Raw genomic sequence first — 18094 nt, 5'->3', positions numbered from 1 at the left:
GCGGGGGCGGCATCGGCACGGGGCCGAACGCCGAGTGCGCCGGCAGGTCCATCGGCGGGGGCGGCATCGGCTGCGGCGGCAGGTCGATCTGGGACTGGGCCGAGGGCTGGGCCTGGCCCGGAAGGGTCGCCAGCACGAACTGCCAGGCGGGCACCTCCAGCGCGCGGATCTCCAGCCGGTGCCAGTCGGCCGCGCCGATCAGCTGTTCCTTGGGTGCCGCGGGGCCCAGCGTTTTGCGCAGCTCGTCCAGATGAGCTCGGTACGGGGCCGCCTCCTCGCTGGTCAGCCAGCGGTTCAGACGGTCGCGGAACTCGTCCTCCGTGGCCGAGATCTCGGCCGGGGGGACGGCGAACAGCTTGGCCAGCTGGTCCACGGCCGACGGTTCGTCCGTGAACACCCGGTTCTGTGCCACCGCCCAGCTCTTGTCGTCCAGGCCGGAGAACGCGGCCTCGATGAGCCGAGGGAGCTCCTGCTCGTGAGCGGCGTCCTCCTCCTCGCTGTCCGCGTCCTCGGCGTCCGCGTCCTCGCTGTCCGCGTCCTCGCTGTCCGAGTCCTCAACGTCCGAGTCCTCAACGTCCGAGTCCTCAACGTCCGAGTCCTCAACGTCCGCGTGCTCGGCGTCCGCGTGCTCGGCGTCCGCGTGCTCGGCGTCCGCGTGCTCGGCGTCCGCGGCGTCGGTGTCCGGCGTGCCCGCGGCTTCGGCGTCAGCGGCGTCAGCGGCCTCGGCTTCCGCCGGCTCGGCTTCGGCGCTCTCCTCCGGGGCGCCGGCGTCTTCGAGGTGCGCGCCCTCCGCCAGCGCGGCCGCCTCTTCGGCCGCCGGCTCGGAGGCGGGCTCCTCGGCGGCGTCCGGCACGCGCTCCGGCCCGTCGCCCTCCTGGGCGACCGGCTCCGCGTCCGCGTCCAGCACCGGCTGGGCGCCTTCCGGCCCGCCTTCCTCGGCCACGTCCTCGTGGGCTGCGGTGCCCGCGGGCGCGTCCTCCGACGCACCCTCGGGGTCGTCCTCGCCCGCCGAGGCGGGTGCGAGCTCGCCTTCGTCCACCGAGGCGGCCTCGCCTTGGACCGGTGCGTCGTCCGGCAGGCCGGACGAGCCCTCGTGGAAGGCCACGGCGTCGTGGGGCGGGGGCTGCTCGGCCCCGGCAGGCCGCTCGGCGGCCTCCGCGTCGTCCGTGTCCTGGGGCGCCGCCGACGCCTCCTCGGCCGCGATCGCGGCCGAGGAGGCGTCGGCGACGGACTCAGGCTTGTCCGCGCCGCGCGAAGGGCCGTCCGTGGTCGCCGGTTCGGGGGCGGACCCGGGCAGCCCGTGCGGCTCGACCCGAGGCGCGGGGACCGCTGAGCCCGCCGCCACAGCGGCCGCTGCGGCCGGCGCCAGGGCCGGCGCGGCCTGCGGGGTCGCCAGGCGGGTGAACGCCGCGGAGAACAGCGTGTTGAGCACCGGGCGCGCCTGGATGAAGGGCTGGTCGACGAGCTCCCGGCTGGTCAGCCCCAGCAGCCCGGCCCATGACCCGGCCCGGTCGAGCGCGATCGCCACGGCGGGCTCGTCGGCCTCGTCCGGGTCGAGCACGTGCAGCGCCGGCAGCACGTCACCGACGGCCGCCGCCGGCCACTGCTCGAGGGCGATCTCCGTCAGCAGCTCGCCCAGGGACTCCGGGCCGATGGCGGCGAGGACGTGCGGCATGGGCAGACTGCGCCACCACGCATCCGGCAGGTCCGGCTGCCCGGTGAGTAGCGTGATCGTCGACGCGTCGCTCCACCTCAACGGTGGTACGAGGTCGCTCAGGCAGAAGTTCATCCCGTTCCGTTCACCAGCCCCTCACGCCGCTGCAGCGGTGCAGCCATAATCTCGCCGCCCACGGAACAGACCATAGTCCGGCAAAACAGCCCTACGCATCATGCACTACGCATCAGCGCCGAACAGCGGCAAAGCGCAATCGCACGTAATCGGCCATCCAGCCAGTTTCCCTGCGAAGCGCGGGCGCTGCCAGCTCATTGACCCGACGAAGCAGGGGCTCCACGATGTCCGGGGGGAGCCCCTTGAGCGCCGAGGCGGCGAACGTGCGTACCCAGTCGGCCGCCCCGCCCGGACATTCGTCAAGAGGGGTCGGCCGGTCGAAGTATTCGAGCAACCTGACGACGAACCCCTCCTGCTCGAGCCGGCGGGCGTAGTCGGCAGGCGTGGGAAAGTACCACGGCAGGTCGGGTTCCTGCAGGCCGTACTCGCGCCAGGCGGTCAGCATCGCGGCGGTCAGCTCGGCGCAGTTGCCCGCCCCGCCCATCTCGGCGACGAAGCGCCCGCCGGGCGTGAGCGCCTCGCGGACGTTGGCGATCACGGTGACGGGATCCCGGCTCATCCAGTGCAGCGCCGCGTTGGAGAAGACCGCGTCGTACGGGTTCACCACGCTGAAGTCGTGCCCGTCCCCGACGATGAAATTGATGCCCGGATACTGCGCCAGGGCCTTCTCGATCATCGCTGACGAGCCGTCGATGCCGAGGACTTCAGCGCCCCTGAAGGCGATCTGCGCGGTGAGCACCCCCGTGCCGCAGCCCAGGTCGAGCACGCGCTCGCCGGGCCGCGGATCCAGCAGGTCGACCAGTGGCGCGCCCTGCGTGGAGACGTAGCCGAAGCTGCTGTCGTAGGCGCGACTGTTCCACCGCTCCAAGCTCGGTGTGTCGTATCGCAAGACGATCAGCTCACATTCGTCAGACATCGGGCCCCCGTGGCCGTGCTGTCTGTTCACTTTAGAGCCTGATCGTCCCTACGACATATCAAGTCACTTCGGACTCATCCCACACTCTTCGTCCATTCCTTCTTCAGGTACGCCTTCGCCGCGTCTGCCTGCGGAATCGTCATGAGCACGGGCCGCCCCGGCGCCTTGGGCAGTTTGGCCGCCTGCTCGGCGTCGAGCGTGCCCTTCATGGCCATGGCCTCGCCGCGGGCCGGCCGGGCCCAGCCCTTCTGGAGCAGGTTCTGGCCCTCGTCCGAGAAGAGGAACTCCTGCCACAGCCGAGCGGCCGCCGGGTGCGGGGCCTGCTTGTTGATGGCCTGCACGTGGTAGCCGCCGAGCGCGGCGTCCCGCGGGATCGTCACCTGCCACGCGTCGGAGTGGCCCGCGCCACGGGCGGCGTTCAGGTGGTCCCAGGCGATGATCGTGTTGGCCTTGGCCAGGTCGGTGAGCTGCCCGGCCTGCTTGAGCTTGGCGAACAGTTGCACGCCCTGCTCGGGTCGCGGCACGCCGGACCGCATGGACGCCGCCATCACGCCGTCGAACGCCGACGCCGAGCGCAGCGGGTCCCCGTCGAGCGCCACCCGGTAGCCGGGCTTGAGCAGGTCGGCGAAGGAGGTGGGGGGCTTGACCGCGCGTGGGTCGTACCCGATGGACATGTAGCCGCCGTAGGCGGCGTACCAGGCGCCGGACGGATCCTTCACGTCGTCGGGCAGGTCCTGCCAGCCCTGGACCTTGTAAGGCGCGAACCTGGCGGATTCCCGGACCGCGACGTCCAGGGTCAGGTCGAACACGTCGGGCTTGAGCTGCGCGGCCGCGTCGATCTCGCGGCGGCTGCTCGCGCTGGGCTCGAGCTCGTTGACCTTGAGCCCGTACTTGTCGGCGAAGGTGTCGATGACCTCGCCGTAGTTGACCCAGTCGCGGGGCAGCGCGATCACGTTGAGCTCGCCCTCCCGCTTGGCGGCCTCGGCGAGTCGCTCCATGGTGGCGAAGCCGCTCTTCAGCGAGCCCGCCTGCACGTTGACGGGCGGCAGGTTCTCAGCCGGCTTGGCCGACTCGGTGGACGACGCGCCGCATCCGGCGCTGGCGAGGATGGCTGCTGCGGCGGCGCAGATACGTACGATCACACATCGAATACTTACCGTTACATCCGCTCGGGTCGAGGAGGCGCGGCCGGAACGACCTTGGCCGCCACCAGCGTCTCCTCAAAGATCTCCACCAGCGTGCCGTCCTTTTTACGAACTTTCAGCACGCCAGCCTCCCAGGACTCGAGGATCCCCACCGCGTCGCGATACCCTCCAGGTACGCGCCTGCGCGTGGTGATCCGTTGGCCTATGTTCTGTGTTGTGATCGCGATGACAAGGCGTGCGGCCACGAGTTTGCCACCCTCCGTTTCGGCCAGCTGGCAAGCACGGCAATACTAGGGCGTAGCAAACCGCGGTCAGAGTCATGCCATGGTGCGGAGAAGAAGGAGCTCGAGGTGACCTACGTCATCGCGCAGCCTTGCGTGGACGTCCTGGATAAGGCGTGCATCGAGGAATGCCCCGTCGATTGCATCTACGAGGGCGAGCGCATGCTTTACATCCACCCCGACGAGTGCGTGGACTGCGGCGCGTGTGAGCCTGTATGCCCCGTCGAGGCCATTTTCTACGAGGACGACCTTCCCGAGCAGTGGAAGGACTACTACAAGGCGAACGTGGACTTCTTCGAGGACCTCGGCTCGCCCGGCGGCGCCTCGAAGGTCGGGAAGATCGACAAGGACCACCCGGTGGTTGCCGCCCTGCCGCCGCAGGGTGAGGACCACTAGCCGGTTCTGACACGCCTCGCGAGGGGGCATCCGGACCGGATGCGCCCTCTTGGCGTGCGCTTTTTCGTACGGCGACAAGCAACACCCTGGAGAACCGTGAACAACCTGCCCGACTTCCCCTGGGACCGGCTGGAGCCGTACAAGGAGCGCGCGCTCGCACATCCCGACGGCATCGTCGACCTCTCGGTCGGCACGCCCGTCGACTCCGTGCCCGAGGTCGTCAGGAACGCCCTCGTCGAGGCCGCCGACAGCCCCGGCTACCCCTTCACCCACGGCACGAAGGCGCTGCGCGAGGCCGCGGCCGGCTGGTTGCGGCGCAGGCACGGCGTCACCGTCGACCAGCAGGACGTGCTCCCGCTGATCGGCTCCAAGGAGTTCGTCGCCTGGCTGCCCACCTACCTCGGCGCCGGGCGCGTGGTCTTCCCCGAGCTGGCCTACCCCACCTACGACGTGGGCGCCCGGCTGGCCGGGGCGGTGGCCACGGCCTCCGACAGCACGCTCGCGCTCGGCCCCGAGCGCGTGGACCTGCTCTGGGTCAACTCGCCCGGCAACCCCACCGGCCGGGTGCTGCCCACCGAGCACCTGCGCAAGGTCGTCTCCTGGGCGCGTGAGCGCGGCACGATCGTCGCCTCCGACGAGTGCTACATCGAGCTCGGCTGGGAAGAGGAGCCGATCTCGATCCTCCACCCCGACGTCTGCGGCGGCTCCCACGAGGGGCTGCTCGCGGTTCACTCGCTCTCCAAGCGCTCCAACCTGGCGGGCTATCGCGCCGGGTTCGTGACGGGCGACCCCGTCCTGGTCAAGCGGCTGCTGGAGACCCGCAAACACGCGGGCATGATGATGCCGGCCCCCGTACAGGCGGCGGTGACGGCCGCGCTCGCGGACGACGCGCACGCCGACGCTCAGCGGGAGCTGTACGCCGCCCGCCGCGCCCTGCTGCGACCCGCGCTGGAGCAGGCGGGCTGGCAGATCGACCATTCGACGGCAGGGCTGTACTTCTGGGCATCGAACGGGCAGAACGCCTGGGACCAGGTAAGCAAGCTTTCCGAAATCGGCATTTTGGTCGCGCCCGGAGAGTTCTACGGAGCGGCAGGTGGGCGGCACATCCGCATCGCCGTCACCGCCACTGACGAACGCATCAGTGCGGCCGTGCGCCGCCTCCAGTAGGATCGCCCGTCAAAAGCAAGCCAATAAATCGATAAGGGCTTACGCCGAGGCAGACCGCGAGTGGAGCGAGCTGATCGATGAGCGTGACCTCCATGGTCGTACTCGGGCTGAGCATCGCCCTGGTCCTCCTGCTGCTGGGAGCCTTCTGGGCCACCTTGCGGCAAGACAGGAAGGGCCGTCCGGGCACGCCACCGCCGGCGGTCGAGGTCGCTCCCATCGAGACCCCCATGCCGGCCCCGATCAGCGTGCCGGGGCATGCCGGCACCGACTACACCGACCCGCGCACGATCCGGGTGGGGGACCGGATCGAGGTGCACGGGTCGCCTGCACGTGTGCTGGGCGCCATGCACATGTCGTGGCAGGGGCAGCAGTGGACCGAATACGTGCTGCGGGACGGCTCCCGGCGCCTTCAGTGGCTCTCGGTCGAGGTCCGTGCCGGGGATCCGCCGCACCTGGAGGTACAGCTCTGGAACGACGTGCCGACGCAGGGCATGGTTCCGGCCAAGAGCATGCTGATCATGGAGGGTGTGGAGTTCTTCCCGATCGAGCGGGGGACGGCGGCGTTCCGTAGCGAGGGGGACACCGGTCATCCTGACCGGGGGTTGCTCGACTTCGCCGACTACCGTGCCTCGGATGGGCGGCTGCTGTCCTTCGAGCGGATCCAGGGCGGCTCCTGGACGGCCAGCTACGCCCAGCCCCTGCCGCCGGGCTCCATCTCCATCGTCCGCCGCGCCTCCTGACACGCCACTCCGCGGCGGCTAGGAGAGCTCGACCTGGGTGGTGCCGGACGTGCCGCCGGCCTTCCAGCCCTCCACCTCGACGTCGTTGGACCACGTGGCACCGCTGTAACGCACCTGGCTCAACGCGTACTTCTCGGCGTGCGCCACCGACCAGGCGGCGATCAGCCAGCCACGCTTCTTGGTGGTGATCGCGGTGCTGCCGAGCGCCCGGGCGAGCTGCTTACGGGCGTCGGTCGTCTTGGGCCGCGGCGCCGGAGTCTTGCTCGCCGGGTACCAGCAGTGCACGGCCTGCGGCACCCGCCCCGTGAAGGCGGCGGCGAGGATCTTGGCCTCGCCCTCGTGCGGCGCGTACGCGTAGCCGCCCGCCGAGCGCTGCACCGCCTGGGCCGCCTCGGCCAGCGGGATCTTCCGGTAGTTCTTGACCTTCACCAGGGCGGCGAAGAACTTGTTCGTGGCGTAGACGGGATCCATGATCTGCTTCTTGGTGCCCCAGCCTTGCGACTCGCGCTGCTGGAACACGCCCACCGAGTCACGGTCGCCGTGGTCGAGGTTGAAGAGTTTCGACTCCTGGATCGCGGTCGCGTACGCGATGACCACGGCCCGCTCCGGCAACTTCCTGCGCGCCGCCACGGCGGCGATCGTGGCGGAGATCCGCGCCTGCTCCGGGAGGAGCTCACGGACGCCGTCGGGAGTGCGCACGACGCAGTAGGGATCTTGCACCGCCAACGGCGTCGCCTTCTTCAGCAGGTGGTAGACGCCCACGGAAATGCCCACGGCGAGCACGATCACGATGATCGCGATGGTGATGACTCCACGGGAGAAGCGCATGCGCACCCTGAAAAACCTACCCGGCCTGGATAAGCTCCGTGGCCATGAGCGACGTGAGCACCTCCTCACCGATATCCCCGGCCATCGACGACCTGTGGCAGCGCCGCGCCGAGCTGTCGCCGGCCGACGTCGACGCGCGCCACCTCGTCGTGGGCGCCGTGGACCTGCTCGACCGGGGCGAGGCCAGGGCGGCCAGGCTGGTGGACGGCGAGGTGGTGGTGGACGAGCGTGCCAAACGGGCGATCCTGCTCGCCTTCAAGGTGCTGGGCATGGCGCGGTCCCAGGTGGGCGACTTCCACCACCACGACAGGATCCCGCTCAAGAGCTCGTTCGACGGGGTGCGGGTGGTGCCGGGCGCGATCGCCCGCTGGGGCGCCTACCTGGCGCCCGGGGTCGTGCTGATGCCGTCGTTCACCAACATCGGCGCGTACGTGGACGCCGGGACGATGGTCGACACGTGGGCGACGGTCGGCTCCTGCGCCCAGATCGGGCAGAACGTGCACCTGTCCGGCGGCGTCGGCATCGGCGGCGTCCTGGAGCCGCCCAACGCCGTACCGGTCGTCATCGAGGACGACGCGCTCATCGGCAGCCGGGCGATGATCGTCGAGGGCGCCCAGGTGGGCCAGGGCGCGGTCGTCGGAGCCGGGACGATCCTGTCGGGCACGATCCCCGTGATCGACGTCGAGACGGGCGAGGAGCTGGCCCGCGGCCGGATCCCCGACTGGTGTGTGGCGGTCGGGGGCACCAGGCAGAAGGAATACCCCGGAGGCACGTTCGGGCTGCCGTGCGTGCTGGTGATCAAGCGGCTGAAGCCGGGGCAGCGGCACGACAAGGCGGCGCTCAACGAGGTGCTGCGAGAACACGGAGTGAACACCTGATGCTGGACCTGACGCAGGACGTACGCGCGCTCACCGCCGCCATCGTGGACATCGAGTCCGTGAGCGGCGACGAGCGGGCGCTGGCCGACGCCGTCGAACGGGCCCTGTCCGCGCTGCCGCACCTGAAGGTGGACCGGTCGGGCGAGACCGTCGTGGCCCGCACCCAGCTGGGGCGCGCCGAGCGCGTGCTGATCGCCGGGCACCTCGACACCGTTCCCGTGGCCGCCAACCTGCCCAGCCGCGTGGAGGGTGACCTGCTGTACGGGTGCGGCACCTCCGACATGAAGGCCGGCGTGGCGGTCGCGCTCAAGCTGGCGGCCACCGTGCCCGCGCCGAACAAGGACGTGACGTACGTCTTCTACGACTGCGAGGAGGTCGAGGCCGAGCGCAACGGCCTGACCCGCGTGGCCAGGGAGCACCCTGGCTGGCTCGCGGCCGACTTCGCGGTGCTGATGGAGCCGACCGGCGGCGTGATCGAGGGCGGCTGCCAGGGCACGCTGCGTGCCGACATCACGGTGACGGGCAAGCGCTCGCACAGCGCCAGGTCGTGGTTCGGGGTCAACGCCATTCACGGGATCGAGCCGGTGCTGGCCAGGCTGAACGCGTACGAGCCGCGCCGGCCGGTGGTGGACGGGCTCGAATACCACGAAGGGCTGAACGCGGTCGGCGTGCGGGGCGGCGTGGCCGGCAACGTCATCCCCGACCTGTGCGTGGTGACGGTCAACTACCGGTTCGCGCCCGACCTGTCGATCGAGCAGGCGCAGGAGCACGTACGGGAGGTGTTCGACGGGTTCGGGGTGAGCTTCGTGGACGCGGCGCCCGGGGCCAGGCCGGGGCTGACGCATCCGGTGGCGGCGGCGTTCACCGCGGCCGTCGGGGGGACGCCACGGGCCAAGCTGGGATGGACGGACGTCGCGCGCTTCTCCGCGCTGGGCGTGCCGGCCGTGAACTACGGCCCCGGCGATCCGAATCTCGCGCACCAACAGGGCGAGTACGTGTCACTGTCGAAGATCGTGGAGGGCGAGCGCGCGATGCTGGACTGGCTCGGAAAATGAAAGTGGCCCTCCTCGCCGGCCATTTGGCGGGGAAGACCACTTTCAGTCCCGAGCAGCACCCTCGACGATTAGACGTGGCCGAGCCGAAATCCGGTTCCCTGGTTTTTTCAAGATTTTTTCTGCGCCTGTTCTACCCCGCTTACCTGGGGTTTCGCCCACAAGGGGCAGTCTAGGCCGCCGTACGGGTAGGTACGCGGCCCCGGAAGCGGCCGCATGCGAGAGGGACTAGCGTGATCCACATGGAACAAATACGTCGAGAACGCCGCCAGGGCCAGGCCGTCGTCCGTGGCGACCTCGTCCCCAGCTCCACCCACGACGAGCGCCTGCTCGCCCGCCAGGGCCCCTCCGACTGGGTGCACATGGACCCGTGGCGGGTGCTGCGCATCCAGGCGGAGTTCGTGGAGGGCTTCGGGCAGCTCGCCGAGCTGCCGCCGGCGGTCACGGTCTTCGGCTCGGCACGCACCGGCCCCGACTCGCCCGACTACGAGATGGGCCGGGCGCTCGGACGTACGCTGGCCGAGGCCGGCTACGCCGTGATCACGGGCGGCGGGCCCGGGGTCATGGAGTCGGCCAACCTGGGCGCGAAGGACGTGGAGGGCGCGATCTCGGTCGGGCTCGGCATCGAGCTCCCCTTCGAGCAGCGCATGAACGACTACGTGGACCTCGGTATCGAGTTCCGCTACTTCTTCGTGCGCAAGACGATGTTCGTGAAGTACTCGTGCGGCTTCATCGCCCTGCCCGGCGGCTTCGGCACGCTGGACGAGCTGTTCGAGGCGCTGACGCTGGTGCAGACCGGCAAGGTCACGTCCTTCCCCGTGGTGCTGATGGGCTCCGAGTTCTGGGGCGGGCTGCTGGAGTGGATCAAGGGCACGCTGCTCGGCACCGGCAAGATCGCCGACCACGACCTCGACCTGATCAGGGTCACCGACGACCCCGACGAGGCCGTGCGCATCATCGTGGAGGCCGACCTGGCACGCTCCCAGCAGCGTGGGGAAGAACTGGAGGCCGCCGCCGCCCAGACCGCGGAGCCCCAATAAGCTTCCGCACCGTGAACATCTGCGTCTTCTGCGCCTCCAGCCTCCACATCGACCACAAGTACATCGACCTGGCCGGGCAGGTGGGCACCGAACTCGCCAAGCGCGGGCACACCCTCGTGAGCGGCGGCGCCACCGTCTCCTGCATGGGCGCCGTCACCGCGGCCGCCCGCGCGGCCGGCGGGCGCACGATCGGCGTGATCCCTCAGGTCCTCGTGGACATCGAGATCGCCGACGAGGAGTCGGACGAGCTGATCGTCACCACGGGCATGCGCGAGCGCAAGGGCCTCATGGACGCCCGGTCCGACGCGTTCCTCGTGCTGCCCGGCGGGATCGGCACGCTGGAGGAGCTGTTCGAGATCTGGACCGCGCGCACCCTCGGCATCCACGACCGTCCCCTGGTCGTCCTCGACCCCTGGGGCCTGTACGAGCCGCTCAGGCAGCTGATCGGCAACATGTACGACGAAGGCTTCACCCGGGCCGCCGTCTTCGACGCGATCTCCTGGACCACCATGGTCGAGGAGGCGCTCGCCCGCCTGGAAGCCCGCCCCCGCCCGGTCCGGCCCAGCGTCGCCGAGCTGGGCGAGTCCTCCGGCTGACCAGCGCGCTCGCTGCCCGGAGAGGCACCGGCTGAGGCAAGTGCGGACCTCATGCCCCGATGGTATGAGTACGATGCCAATGTGCTGGTCATACTCGCCATCGCCGCCATCGCCATCCTGGCCTGCGTGGTCCTGGTCTCCCTCGGCAAGGGCGGGGAGCTGACCGAGTTCCCGCCGGACGTGCCGCCCCTCGACCTGCCCGAGCCGGGGCAGCTCACGGCGGTCGACTTCATGGCGCTCCAACTGCCGGTCAACCTCGTCGGCTACCACACGGCAAGCGTCGACGAGACCCTGCGCCGCGCCGCCAACGCGATCAGCGCGCGCGACACCAGGATCGCGGTGCTGGAGCAGCGGGTCTCCGAGCTGCTGTCGAGCCGGCTGCACGCGCGCCAGGAGGTGTACGCGGCGCCGGGCGGCGGCATGCGTACCGACCACTCGCCCGAGGCGCCGGCCGTCGCAAGGGAGCTGCCGGAGTCGGGCGATCCCGTGTCGGTGAGCGGGACGACAGTGTCCTGGGACGGGGGCGCGAGGTTGACGCACCCGCCGGAGGACCCGGAGTGGCGGCTGCCCGCGGGCAACGGCGCGGCCCAGTCCGCCGGGGAGCCGCCTGCCGAGGAGCCGTCCGCCGAGGAGCCGTCCGCTGGGGACGTGACGGCCAAGTGGCCCGGCGACGGCGACGACAAGCCGGACGAGGCCGTCGACGAGCCGAAGCCGGGGGACGAGTCCGCCAAGACGGAAGAGGGCGAGCCGGCCGGCGAGCAGCCCGTGCGCGCCTCACTGGGCAAGGACGGGGACGAAGGTAAGTGACCGAGTCCATCCGCTGCACCTGGGCGGGCATGTCGGACCCGATGTACCTGACCTACCACGACGAGGAGTGGGGCCGCCCGCTGGAGGGCGATGACGCGGTCTTCGAACGGGTGGTGCTGGAGGCGTTCCAGTCGGGCCTGTCGTGGCTGACGATCCTGCGCAAAAGGGAGAACTTCCGCGCCGCCTTCGACGGCTTCGCCATCCCCAAGGTGGCCGCCTACACCGAGCAGGACGTGGAACGCCTGCTCGGCGACGCGGGCATCGTCCGCAACCGCGCCAAGATCGAAGCGGCGATCCACAACGCCAGGGCCGCGCTCGACCTCCCCGACGGCCTGTCGGAGCTGGTGTGGCGCTTCGCCGAGCCCGGCGCCCCCGTGCCGAAGACGATGGCCGACGTGCCCGCCACCACCCCGGGCTCCAAGGCGCTGGCCAAGGAGCTGAAGAAGCACGGCTTCAGGTTCGTCGGCCCGACCACGGCCTACGCGCTGATGCAGGCCATCGGCCTGGTCAACGACCATCTCGAGGACTGCGTGGCGCGTACACGCTGAGCTCGGCCGTGTGGGTGCGTCCGAGCGAGCCGCCGAGCGCGACGGTGACGGCGGGATGTGCTCCCGGCCGCACCAAAACGGTGTCGTCGGCCCGGACGACGCCGCGCGCCGGGCGGTCGAGCGTCACGGTCACGGCGTCCGCCGTCCGGCTCGGATCGGCCACGGCCACGACGATCCGTCCGGTGGCCCGCCGGACGAGCACGGCACAGGGCGCGTCCACGCGGACACCGTCGACCTCGCCGGCCGCCCAGAACGTGGCCGCCAGCAGCCCGCGCATCCGTACGGCCTGCACCAGCGGCGTGTTGGCCACCACCCGGATGGGACGCGACCCGCGAAAGGCCCGCGTACGCTCGCGCGAGGCGTTGGGCAGCAGCACGTAGGCGTAGGAGGCGTCCACGGGGTCGACGCCGTGGTCGAACCAGAAGGTCACGTAGCGCCGGGTGACGGGCTGGGACGCGCCGCGCGTGTCCTCGCCCGTGTTGATCTCGCGCCATCGGGCCGTCCGCGTCTCCACCAGGGCTCGCGCGCCCTCCATCACGTAGCCGCCGACGCCCGCCAGGTGCGCCCAGCCGTCCCCCAGATACGGCTCCGCGTCCGTGGCCCGGTTCTCCACCACGGTCTCCACGGTGTGGCCGCCGGAGCCGCTGATGCCGCTGCCCAGCGCCACCACGGCCGTGTCCAGGCAGAACCAGGACTTGCGCGCCCGCGGGCCCGCCCCGCCGGCCAGTTCCATGGCGGCGGCGCCGTAGCGGCCGTCGAGCACCGCGCCGCCGGCCCAGGTGTTGTCCGGGCGGTCGGCGCGGAACGACAGGTCCTCGCGCTCGCGGGTGTCCACCGTGGTGCCCGGCAGCCGGTACGGGTTCACCGTCGGCCAGAAGTCCTCGCCGAACTGGCCCAGATCGCCCGTGTAGAGGTAGGTCATGCCGTCGCCGGTGTACCAGCCGTGCGGGTTCTCCCCGTTGATCGCCTCGTAGGCGGCGATCCGCCGCGACGACAGGCTGATCGCGAACGACCAGCCGGGCCGCCGGTGCACCACCCGATCCATCGACGGGAACACGAAGTGCCCCACCGGCCTCGCCGCGGCCTCGATCGTCTTGTCGTCCAGCACCGCGACCGCCCGCCGCGTCTCCGGCACGTCCGCCCGCTCCAGGTAGGAGCGGCTGCCGCCACGTTCGATCCACCCCTTGGCCAGCTGCTTGAACCGGCTGCGGTACGGCTCCGGCGCGCACCGCGCGAGCAGCAGCACGGCCCCGATCACGGCGTGCCCGGCCACGCGGTCGGAGAACGTCTGCCGCGTGACCGCCCGCCCCCGCACGGTGTCCATCAGCAGCCCGTCGTGCACGAAAGGGGCGAAGGACCGCTCGACCGCGTCGAGCACCACCGCCCGCCCGGGATCGGTCACCTCCCAGGGCGACCCGTCGAGCAGCGCCAGCGTGCCGGCGACCGCGATGAGCAGGGACAACCCGTACGAGCCCGTGTAGGCCACGTCCTCGTGCTGGATGAACGAGCCGTCGCGGTAGAAACCGTCGCCGGACTCGACGTAGCGGAACACGCCGCCCCGCACGTCCGACAGCCCGTCGCGGGCCTCCGCCAGCTTGGCGGCGCTGCGCCCGGCCACGCCGCACAACGCGACGATGAACGCCTTGTCCGCCCGGTTCGCCCCGGCCTCGCACGCCGCGGGGTTGCCGGCGCGGCAGCTCGCGTCCGGGCACCACCGGTCGACGGCTCCGAGGTACGCCCCCAGCCGGCCGGCGTCGAGCCGGTCCCCGAGCAGCACGCACGTCCGGCTCAGCTCCGCGGGCGTGCCGATCTCCCAGAACCACCAGTTGCCCGTCTCCGGCAGCCGCTCGTTGTAGTGGCCCTCGTGGAGCAGGTCGAGCGCCGCCACCACGCGTGCCGCGACGGCGTCGTCGCCGTGTTGCGCGGTGCCCGGCGTGGCCCACGCCGTCGCGATCCGCCGCAGGCGGGCGTGGCTGCCGGTCACGTTGCCCGGACTGCCGTCCAGCGGGAGGTCAGGCCAGGTCAGGTCCGGCGACATCGCGGCCAGCAGGGCGCCGGCGGTCTCGCTCAGCCTGGACAGCGGCCCGGTGTAGACGGGGTCGCAGGCGTCGATGTCGCCGCCGGTGAGCAGGTCGAGCGCGGTCGCGCGGAGCGCGTCGAAGTCGTGCATCCGGTGGCCGCGTCACTCGGCGTGGAACGTGGGGCGTTCCTTGGCGAGGAAGGCGCGGGTGGCGTTCAGATGGTCCTGGGTGGCGGCGCATGCATCCTGGAGCTCGGCTTCCACGGCCAGCGAGTCGGGCAACGAGTGCGTCGCGGCGTAGGCCAGCGCCCGCTTGGTCGCCGCGTACGCCAGGGTCGGGCCCTGCGCGAGGCGTACGGCGAGCTCCTGGGCCGTCTTCAGCACGTCGTCGGCGGGCACCACGCGCGTGACCAGTCCCAGCTCCAGCGCCCGGGGCGCGTCGAGCGGCTCGCCCAGCAACATCAGCTCGGCGGCGCGGCCCCGCCCCACCAGGCGCTGCAGCGTCCACGACGCGCCCGAGTCCGGCGCCAGGCCGATCCCGGCGAACGCCAGCGCGAACTTGGCCTTGTCCGAGGCGACCCGAAGGTCGCAGGCGAACGCGAGGGACGCGCCCGCGCCGGCGGCCACTCCGTTGACGGCGGCCACCACCGGCTTGGGCATGGTGGCGATCAGCTCGACGATCGGGTTGTAGTGCCGGTGGACGGTGCCGGCCAGGCCGCGGCCCGCCTCCAGGTTGTCGGCGTGCTCGCGCAGGTCCTGGCCCGCGCAGAAGGCCCGGCCCGCGCCGGTGAGCAGAACGGCCCTGATCGCGGGGTCGCCCGCGGCCCGGCGCACCGCGTCGAGCAGGGCGTCCTTGAGCTCTGCGGTCAGCGAGTTCATCGCGTCGGGGCGGTCGAGGGTGATGGCGGCGACGGCGTCAGCCACGTCATAGCGGATCAAATCAACTCCCTGTCGACGAACGCGGCGGCTGCGGGCAGCAGCCGGGCGGCCTCCTGCTCGAAGTAGGCCCTGGCCTTCTCGCCCGGCCAGCCGGCGGGCAGCAGCTCGGGGGGCAGGCCGGGATCGCGGAACAGGAAGTTGCGCCATCCGTGCACAAGCCTGCTCCTGGCCGCGAACACCTGGTCGTCCGGGGCCGACTCGGGCAGCGTGCTGATCAGCGTGACAGCCTCGGCGTGCCACTGCTCGTACGCCTCGCCGATGGCCGTCAGATCCCATGCCCGCGCCACCAGCTCGCGCGGGTCGCCCTCCAGCGCCGAGTCGAACCTGTCGGCCCGCACACCCACGCCCTCCAGCAGGTTGTCCAGCTCTATGGACGAGCGTGGACCGATCCAGGTGGTTTCGGACAGGGCCGCGTAGCCGAGGAACGTCAGATCGGCCCGCAGCCGCTCCCGGCGCGGCCGCTCCTTGACCGGCTCCAGAACGATCACATGCCAGCGGCCGTGCCAGGTGAGGGTTCCGGCTCGGTAAATTCTCAGGGCCGCCTCATCGAGCCGTCTGACGCATTTCGGCGTGAGCCCGTAGCCGGCGCCTTGCGGCAGCCGCACCGGCCGCAGCCACCCCTGTCGCACCATGCGTGACACGGCCGTGCGAACGGCGGGAGCCGCGATTTCCAGGGGTTTCATGAGCCGGACGAGCGCGGCGACGGATGCTTGTCCAGCGCGCGAACGCAGGTGGTCTCCGTAGAGATCGAAGAGGGCGGCGCGAGCGTGCACGCAGTCCAGTTTGGACGTCCGCGCACGCCTCGACAACGCATTCTGGGAGGAGATCGTTACCCATGAGCGCTCTCGATGCGGGAGAATGGGACATCACAGAAGACGTGAATGCGCCGACCACCCCCTCGGGAGGTCGGAAATCGCGGGCCGCGGGAGCCCAAGGCAGGAAGGGATGCACGCATGGCGGCGATGAAGCCGCGGACCGGCGATGGTCCGCTCGAGGTCACCAAGGAAGGGCGCGGCATTGTCATGCGGGTCCCCCTGGAAGGTGGCGGCCGGCTCGTCGTGGAGATCTCCGCCGACGAGGCAAAGGCGCTCGGTGAGGCGTTGAAGAACGTCGTCGGCTGAGCGCTCCCTTAGAGACAACCTGGTCCACGACCCTGGCGTAGTCCGGCGCCAGGGTCGCTGACGTTCGAGGAGAGATCTTCCGTGCCCATAGAGACCACTGCCTCGGTGGTCGCCGAGGTTCCCGACGACGCCGATCTGCTGGCCGTCCCCTACGCCTCCGACCTCGACCCCGCTCACGTGGTCGAGCTGCACCTGCCCGTGCGCGATCTGCTGGCCCATTACGAGGCGAAGGGGGAGGCCGGGGAGATCGTCGAGGTGCCCGTGGCCCGGGCCGGCGGGGTGGGCCGGGTCCTGTTCTACGGCGTCGGTGACGGGTCGCCGCGCGCCCTGCGCAAGGCCGGGGCCGCGCTCACGCGCAGGGTCAAGGGCAAGGACACGCTGACCGTGGTGGCGCCGGAGGGCGACGTGGCGGCGTTCACCGAGGCGGCGCTGCTGGCGGCGTACTCGTTCAAGATCGGGAACGCGGGCAAGAAGTCCGTGCGGTCGCTGGCGATCGCCGGGGCCGCCCCTGATGAGGTACGGCGGGCGCAGACCGTGGCCCAGGCGGTGGCGCTGGCCCGCGACCTGTCCAACATGCCGTCGTCCGTCAAGAACCCCGCCTGGCTCGCCGAGCGGGCCGCCGAGTGCGGCCTGCCGGTGCGGGTGTGGGACGAGGAGCAGCTGCAGGCCGACGGGTTCGGCGGCATCCTGGCCGTCGGGCGGGGCTCGGTGAGCCCGCCCAGGTTCATCCAGATCTCCTACACGCCCGACGAGCCCGTCGACCGGCACGTGGTGCTGGTGGGCAAGGGGATCACGTTCGACTCGGGCGGGTTGTCGCTCAAGCCCACCGACAACATGAAGACGCAGAAGACCGACATGGCGGGCGGGGCCGTCGTGATCGCCGTGCTCGGCGCGCTGGCGCAGCTGGGCGCGTCCGTACGGGTCACCGGGCTGATCGCCGCCGCCGAGAACATGCCGTCGGGCACCGCCCAGCGGCCCAGCGACGTCATCAAGCACTACGGCGGCCGCACGGTCGAGGTGCTCAACACCGACGCCGAGGGGCGGCTCGTGCTCGCCGACGCGCTCGCCTACGCCGACGCCGTCCTCGGCCCCGACGCGGTCGTGGACATCGCCACGCTCACCGGGGCCATCAGCGTGGCGCTCGGCCGCAACGTGGGCGCCGTGTACGCCTCCGACGACGTGCTGGCCAAGCAGCTCGTGGACGCCGGGCAGGCCGCCGACGACCGGCTGTGGCGGATGCCGCTGATCGAGGACTACACGCCCGCGCTGGAGTCGTCGATCGCCGACCTCGCCAACGTCGAGGCGGGGTCCAGGTTCGGGGCCGGGTCGATCACGGCGGCGTTGTTCCTGCGGGAGTTCGCGGGCCGGCGGCCATGGGCCCACCTCGACATCGCCGGGGTCGGGCGCAGCACGGTGGACGAGGGCACCCTCAGCAAGGGCGCCACGGGATTCGGCGTACGCGTCCTGCTGGAGTGGCTCACCCGCTCCTGACGACTAGTCCGAGACCTTGATGGCGGCCAGCAGGCCGTCGCCCAAGGGCATGAGCACTGAGCGCAGGCGGTCGTCCGACTGCACCAGCTTGCCCACCTCGCGCAGTGTGACCGTGTCCGGGTCGCGCTGTGCGGGATCGGCCACCCGGTTGTGCCACAACATGTTGTCGAAGGCCACGATGCCGCCCACGCGCAGCAGCCGGACCGCCTCGGACAGATAGTCGGCGTACTCCTGCTTCGCGCCGTCCGCGAACACCATGTCGTAGCCGCCGTCCGACAGCCGCGGCAGCACGTCGAGCGCCCGCCCCGAGATGAGCCGCACCCGCCCCCCGGAGAACCCC

The 18094-nt window shown here is 71.2% G+C and carries 19 protein-coding genes and 1 pseudogene; 11 read left to right on the top strand and 9 right to left on the bottom strand.

Translation table 11 applies throughout. The annotated features are described in order from the left end of the window. The 4 genes and pseudogenes from ETD86_RS42315 to ETD86_RS42300 form a co-directional block, all read right to left on the bottom strand. Nucleotides 1–1789, bottom strand: a pseudogene (locus ETD86_RS42315) (DNA polymerase V family protein); the annotation flags it as partial. Between the two features lie 112 nt (nucleotides 1790–1901). After that, complete coding sequence (locus ETD86_RS42310; protein WP_246149090.1) at nucleotides 1902–2705, bottom strand: methyltransferase domain-containing protein; 804 nt, start codon at nucleotides 2703–2705, stop codon at nucleotides 1902–1904. Between the two features lie 74 nt (nucleotides 2706–2779). After that, nucleotides 2780–3847 carry an ABC transporter substrate-binding protein gene (locus tag ETD86_RS42305; protein WP_170223552.1) on the bottom strand — a complete coding sequence of 356 codons (1068 nt, stop codon included), beginning with the start codon at nucleotides 3845–3847 and terminating at the stop codon, nucleotides 2780–2782. Between the two features lie 17 nt (nucleotides 3848–3864). Then, nucleotides 3865–4095, bottom strand: a complete 231-nt coding sequence (locus tag ETD86_RS42300; RefSeq protein WP_138672263.1) for a putative acetyltransferase — start codon at nucleotides 4093–4095, stop codon at nucleotides 3865–3867. Nucleotides 4096–4200: 105 nt separating this feature from the next. Between ETD86_RS42300 and fdxA the strand changes: the two genes are divergently transcribed. The 3 genes from fdxA to ETD86_RS42285 all read left to right on the top strand — a co-directional run bounded on the left by fdxA (nucleotide 4201) and on the right by ETD86_RS42285 (nucleotide 6434). Then, nucleotides 4201–4527 carry a ferredoxin gene (gene fdxA, locus ETD86_RS42295; protein ID WP_090932270.1) on the top strand — a complete coding sequence of 109 codons (327 nt, stop codon included), beginning with the start codon at nucleotides 4201–4203 and terminating at the stop codon, nucleotides 4525–4527. Nucleotides 4528–4623: 96 nt separating this feature from the next. Next, entirely contained in the window at nucleotides 4624–5694 is a 1071-nt protein-coding gene (dapC, locus tag ETD86_RS42290; RefSeq protein ID WP_138672262.1) for a succinyldiaminopimelate transaminase, read from the top strand. Nucleotides 5695–5771: 77 nt separating this feature from the next. Beyond that, nucleotides 5772–6434 (top strand): DUF4178 domain-containing protein, encoded by a 663-nt coding sequence (locus tag ETD86_RS42285; protein ID WP_170223551.1) that lies wholly within the window; start codon nucleotides 5772–5774, stop codon nucleotides 6432–6434. A gap of 18 nt (nucleotides 6435–6452) precedes the next feature. Here the strand turns inward: ETD86_RS42285 and ETD86_RS42280 are convergent, their stop codons facing one another. Next, nucleotides 6453–7262 (bottom strand): hypothetical protein, encoded by an 810-nt coding sequence (locus ETD86_RS42280; protein WP_138672261.1) that lies wholly within the window; start codon nucleotides 7260–7262, stop codon nucleotides 6453–6455. A 44-nt stretch (nucleotides 7263–7306) separates the two neighbouring features. On the opposite strand from ETD86_RS42280, the gene ETD86_RS42275 reads away from it, so the two are divergent. From ETD86_RS42275 to ETD86_RS42250, 6 genes are all read left to right on the top strand, one after another. After that, nucleotides 7307–8140, top strand: a complete 834-nt coding sequence (locus ETD86_RS42275) for a 2,3,4,5-tetrahydropyridine-2,6-dicarboxylate N-succinyltransferase (RefSeq protein ID WP_138672260.1) — start codon at nucleotides 7307–7309, stop codon at nucleotides 8138–8140. Then, entirely contained in the window at nucleotides 8140–9195 is a 1056-nt protein-coding gene (gene dapE / locus ETD86_RS42270) for a succinyl-diaminopimelate desuccinylase (protein ID WP_138672259.1), read from the top strand. The genes ETD86_RS42275 and dapE overlap by 1 nt, the downstream gene beginning before the upstream one ends. Before the next feature lie 239 nt (nucleotides 9196–9434). Continuing rightward, nucleotides 9435–10232 (top strand): LOG family protein, encoded by a 798-nt coding sequence (locus ETD86_RS42265; protein ID WP_138672258.1) that lies wholly within the window; start codon nucleotides 9435–9437, stop codon nucleotides 10230–10232. A gap of 11 nt (nucleotides 10233–10243) precedes the next feature. Next, nucleotides 10244–10828, top strand: coding sequence for an LOG family protein (locus ETD86_RS42260; RefSeq protein WP_138672257.1), 585 nt, complete (start codon nucleotides 10244–10246; stop codon nucleotides 10826–10828). 81 nt (nucleotides 10829–10909) lie between these two features. Further along, the gene (locus tag ETD86_RS42255; RefSeq protein ID WP_138672256.1) at nucleotides 10910–11635 is read left to right on the top strand and encodes a hypothetical protein; all 726 of its coding nucleotides are present in this window, start codon (nucleotides 10910–10912) and stop codon (nucleotides 11633–11635) included. Then, nucleotides 11632–12183, top strand: coding sequence for a DNA-3-methyladenine glycosylase I (locus ETD86_RS42250; RefSeq protein ID WP_138672255.1), 552 nt, complete (start codon nucleotides 11632–11634; stop codon nucleotides 12181–12183). Before ETD86_RS42255 ends, ETD86_RS42250 begins: the two co-directional genes overlap by 4 nt. On the opposite strand, the gene ETD86_RS42245 is transcribed toward ETD86_RS42250, so the two are convergent. Genes ETD86_RS42245 through ETD86_RS42235 form a run of 3 tightly spaced genes read right to left on the bottom strand, consistent with a single transcriptional unit; the run spans nucleotide 12143 to nucleotide 15915 of the window. Further along, nucleotides 12143–14353, bottom strand: coding sequence for a polysaccharide lyase 8 family protein (locus ETD86_RS42245; protein ID WP_138672254.1), 2211 nt, complete (start codon nucleotides 14351–14353; stop codon nucleotides 12143–12145). The two genes, ETD86_RS42250 and ETD86_RS42245, sit on opposite strands and share 41 nt — an antisense overlap. Before the next feature lie 12 nt (nucleotides 14354–14365). Further along, complete coding sequence (locus tag ETD86_RS42240; RefSeq protein WP_170223549.1) at nucleotides 14366–15142, bottom strand: enoyl-CoA hydratase-related protein; 777 nt, start codon at nucleotides 15140–15142, stop codon at nucleotides 14366–14368. Further along, nucleotides 15139–15915, bottom strand: coding sequence for a PaaX family transcriptional regulator (locus ETD86_RS42235; RefSeq protein ID WP_170223550.1), 777 nt, complete (start codon nucleotides 15913–15915; stop codon nucleotides 15139–15141). The genes ETD86_RS42240 and ETD86_RS42235 overlap by 4 nt, the downstream gene beginning before the upstream one ends. A gap of 180 nt (nucleotides 15916–16095) precedes the next feature. Here ETD86_RS42235 and ETD86_RS42230 point away from each other — a divergent pair, with 180 nt between their 5' ends. Together ETD86_RS42230 and ETD86_RS42225 are read left to right on the top strand one after the other, a co-directional pair. Beyond that, nucleotides 16096–16263: a DUF3117 domain-containing protein gene (locus ETD86_RS42230; RefSeq protein ID WP_020545024.1), complete on the top strand. Its 168-nt coding sequence runs from the start codon at nucleotides 16096–16098 to the stop codon at nucleotides 16261–16263. Between the two features lie 81 nt (nucleotides 16264–16344). Further along, a complete protein-coding gene (locus tag ETD86_RS42225) occupies nucleotides 16345–17754 on the top strand; it encodes a leucyl aminopeptidase (RefSeq protein WP_138672251.1) in 1410 nt (469 codons plus the stop codon). Between the two features lie 3 nt (nucleotides 17755–17757). On the opposite strand, the gene ETD86_RS42220 is transcribed toward ETD86_RS42225, so the two are convergent. Then, nucleotides 17758–18094, bottom strand: a 337-nt coding sequence (locus tag ETD86_RS42220) for an O-methyltransferase (RefSeq protein ID WP_211370653.1), incomplete at its 5' end; no start/stop codon positions are given.

It is taken from the genome of Nonomuraea turkmeniaca (assembly GCF_005889735.1).
Classification (GTDB): domain Bacteria; phylum Actinomycetota; class Actinomycetes; order Streptosporangiales; family Streptosporangiaceae; genus Nonomuraea; species Nonomuraea turkmeniaca.
The sequence above is the reverse complement of the archived record's forward strand: the minus strand, read 5'-3'. Positions and strand labels throughout refer to the sequence as shown.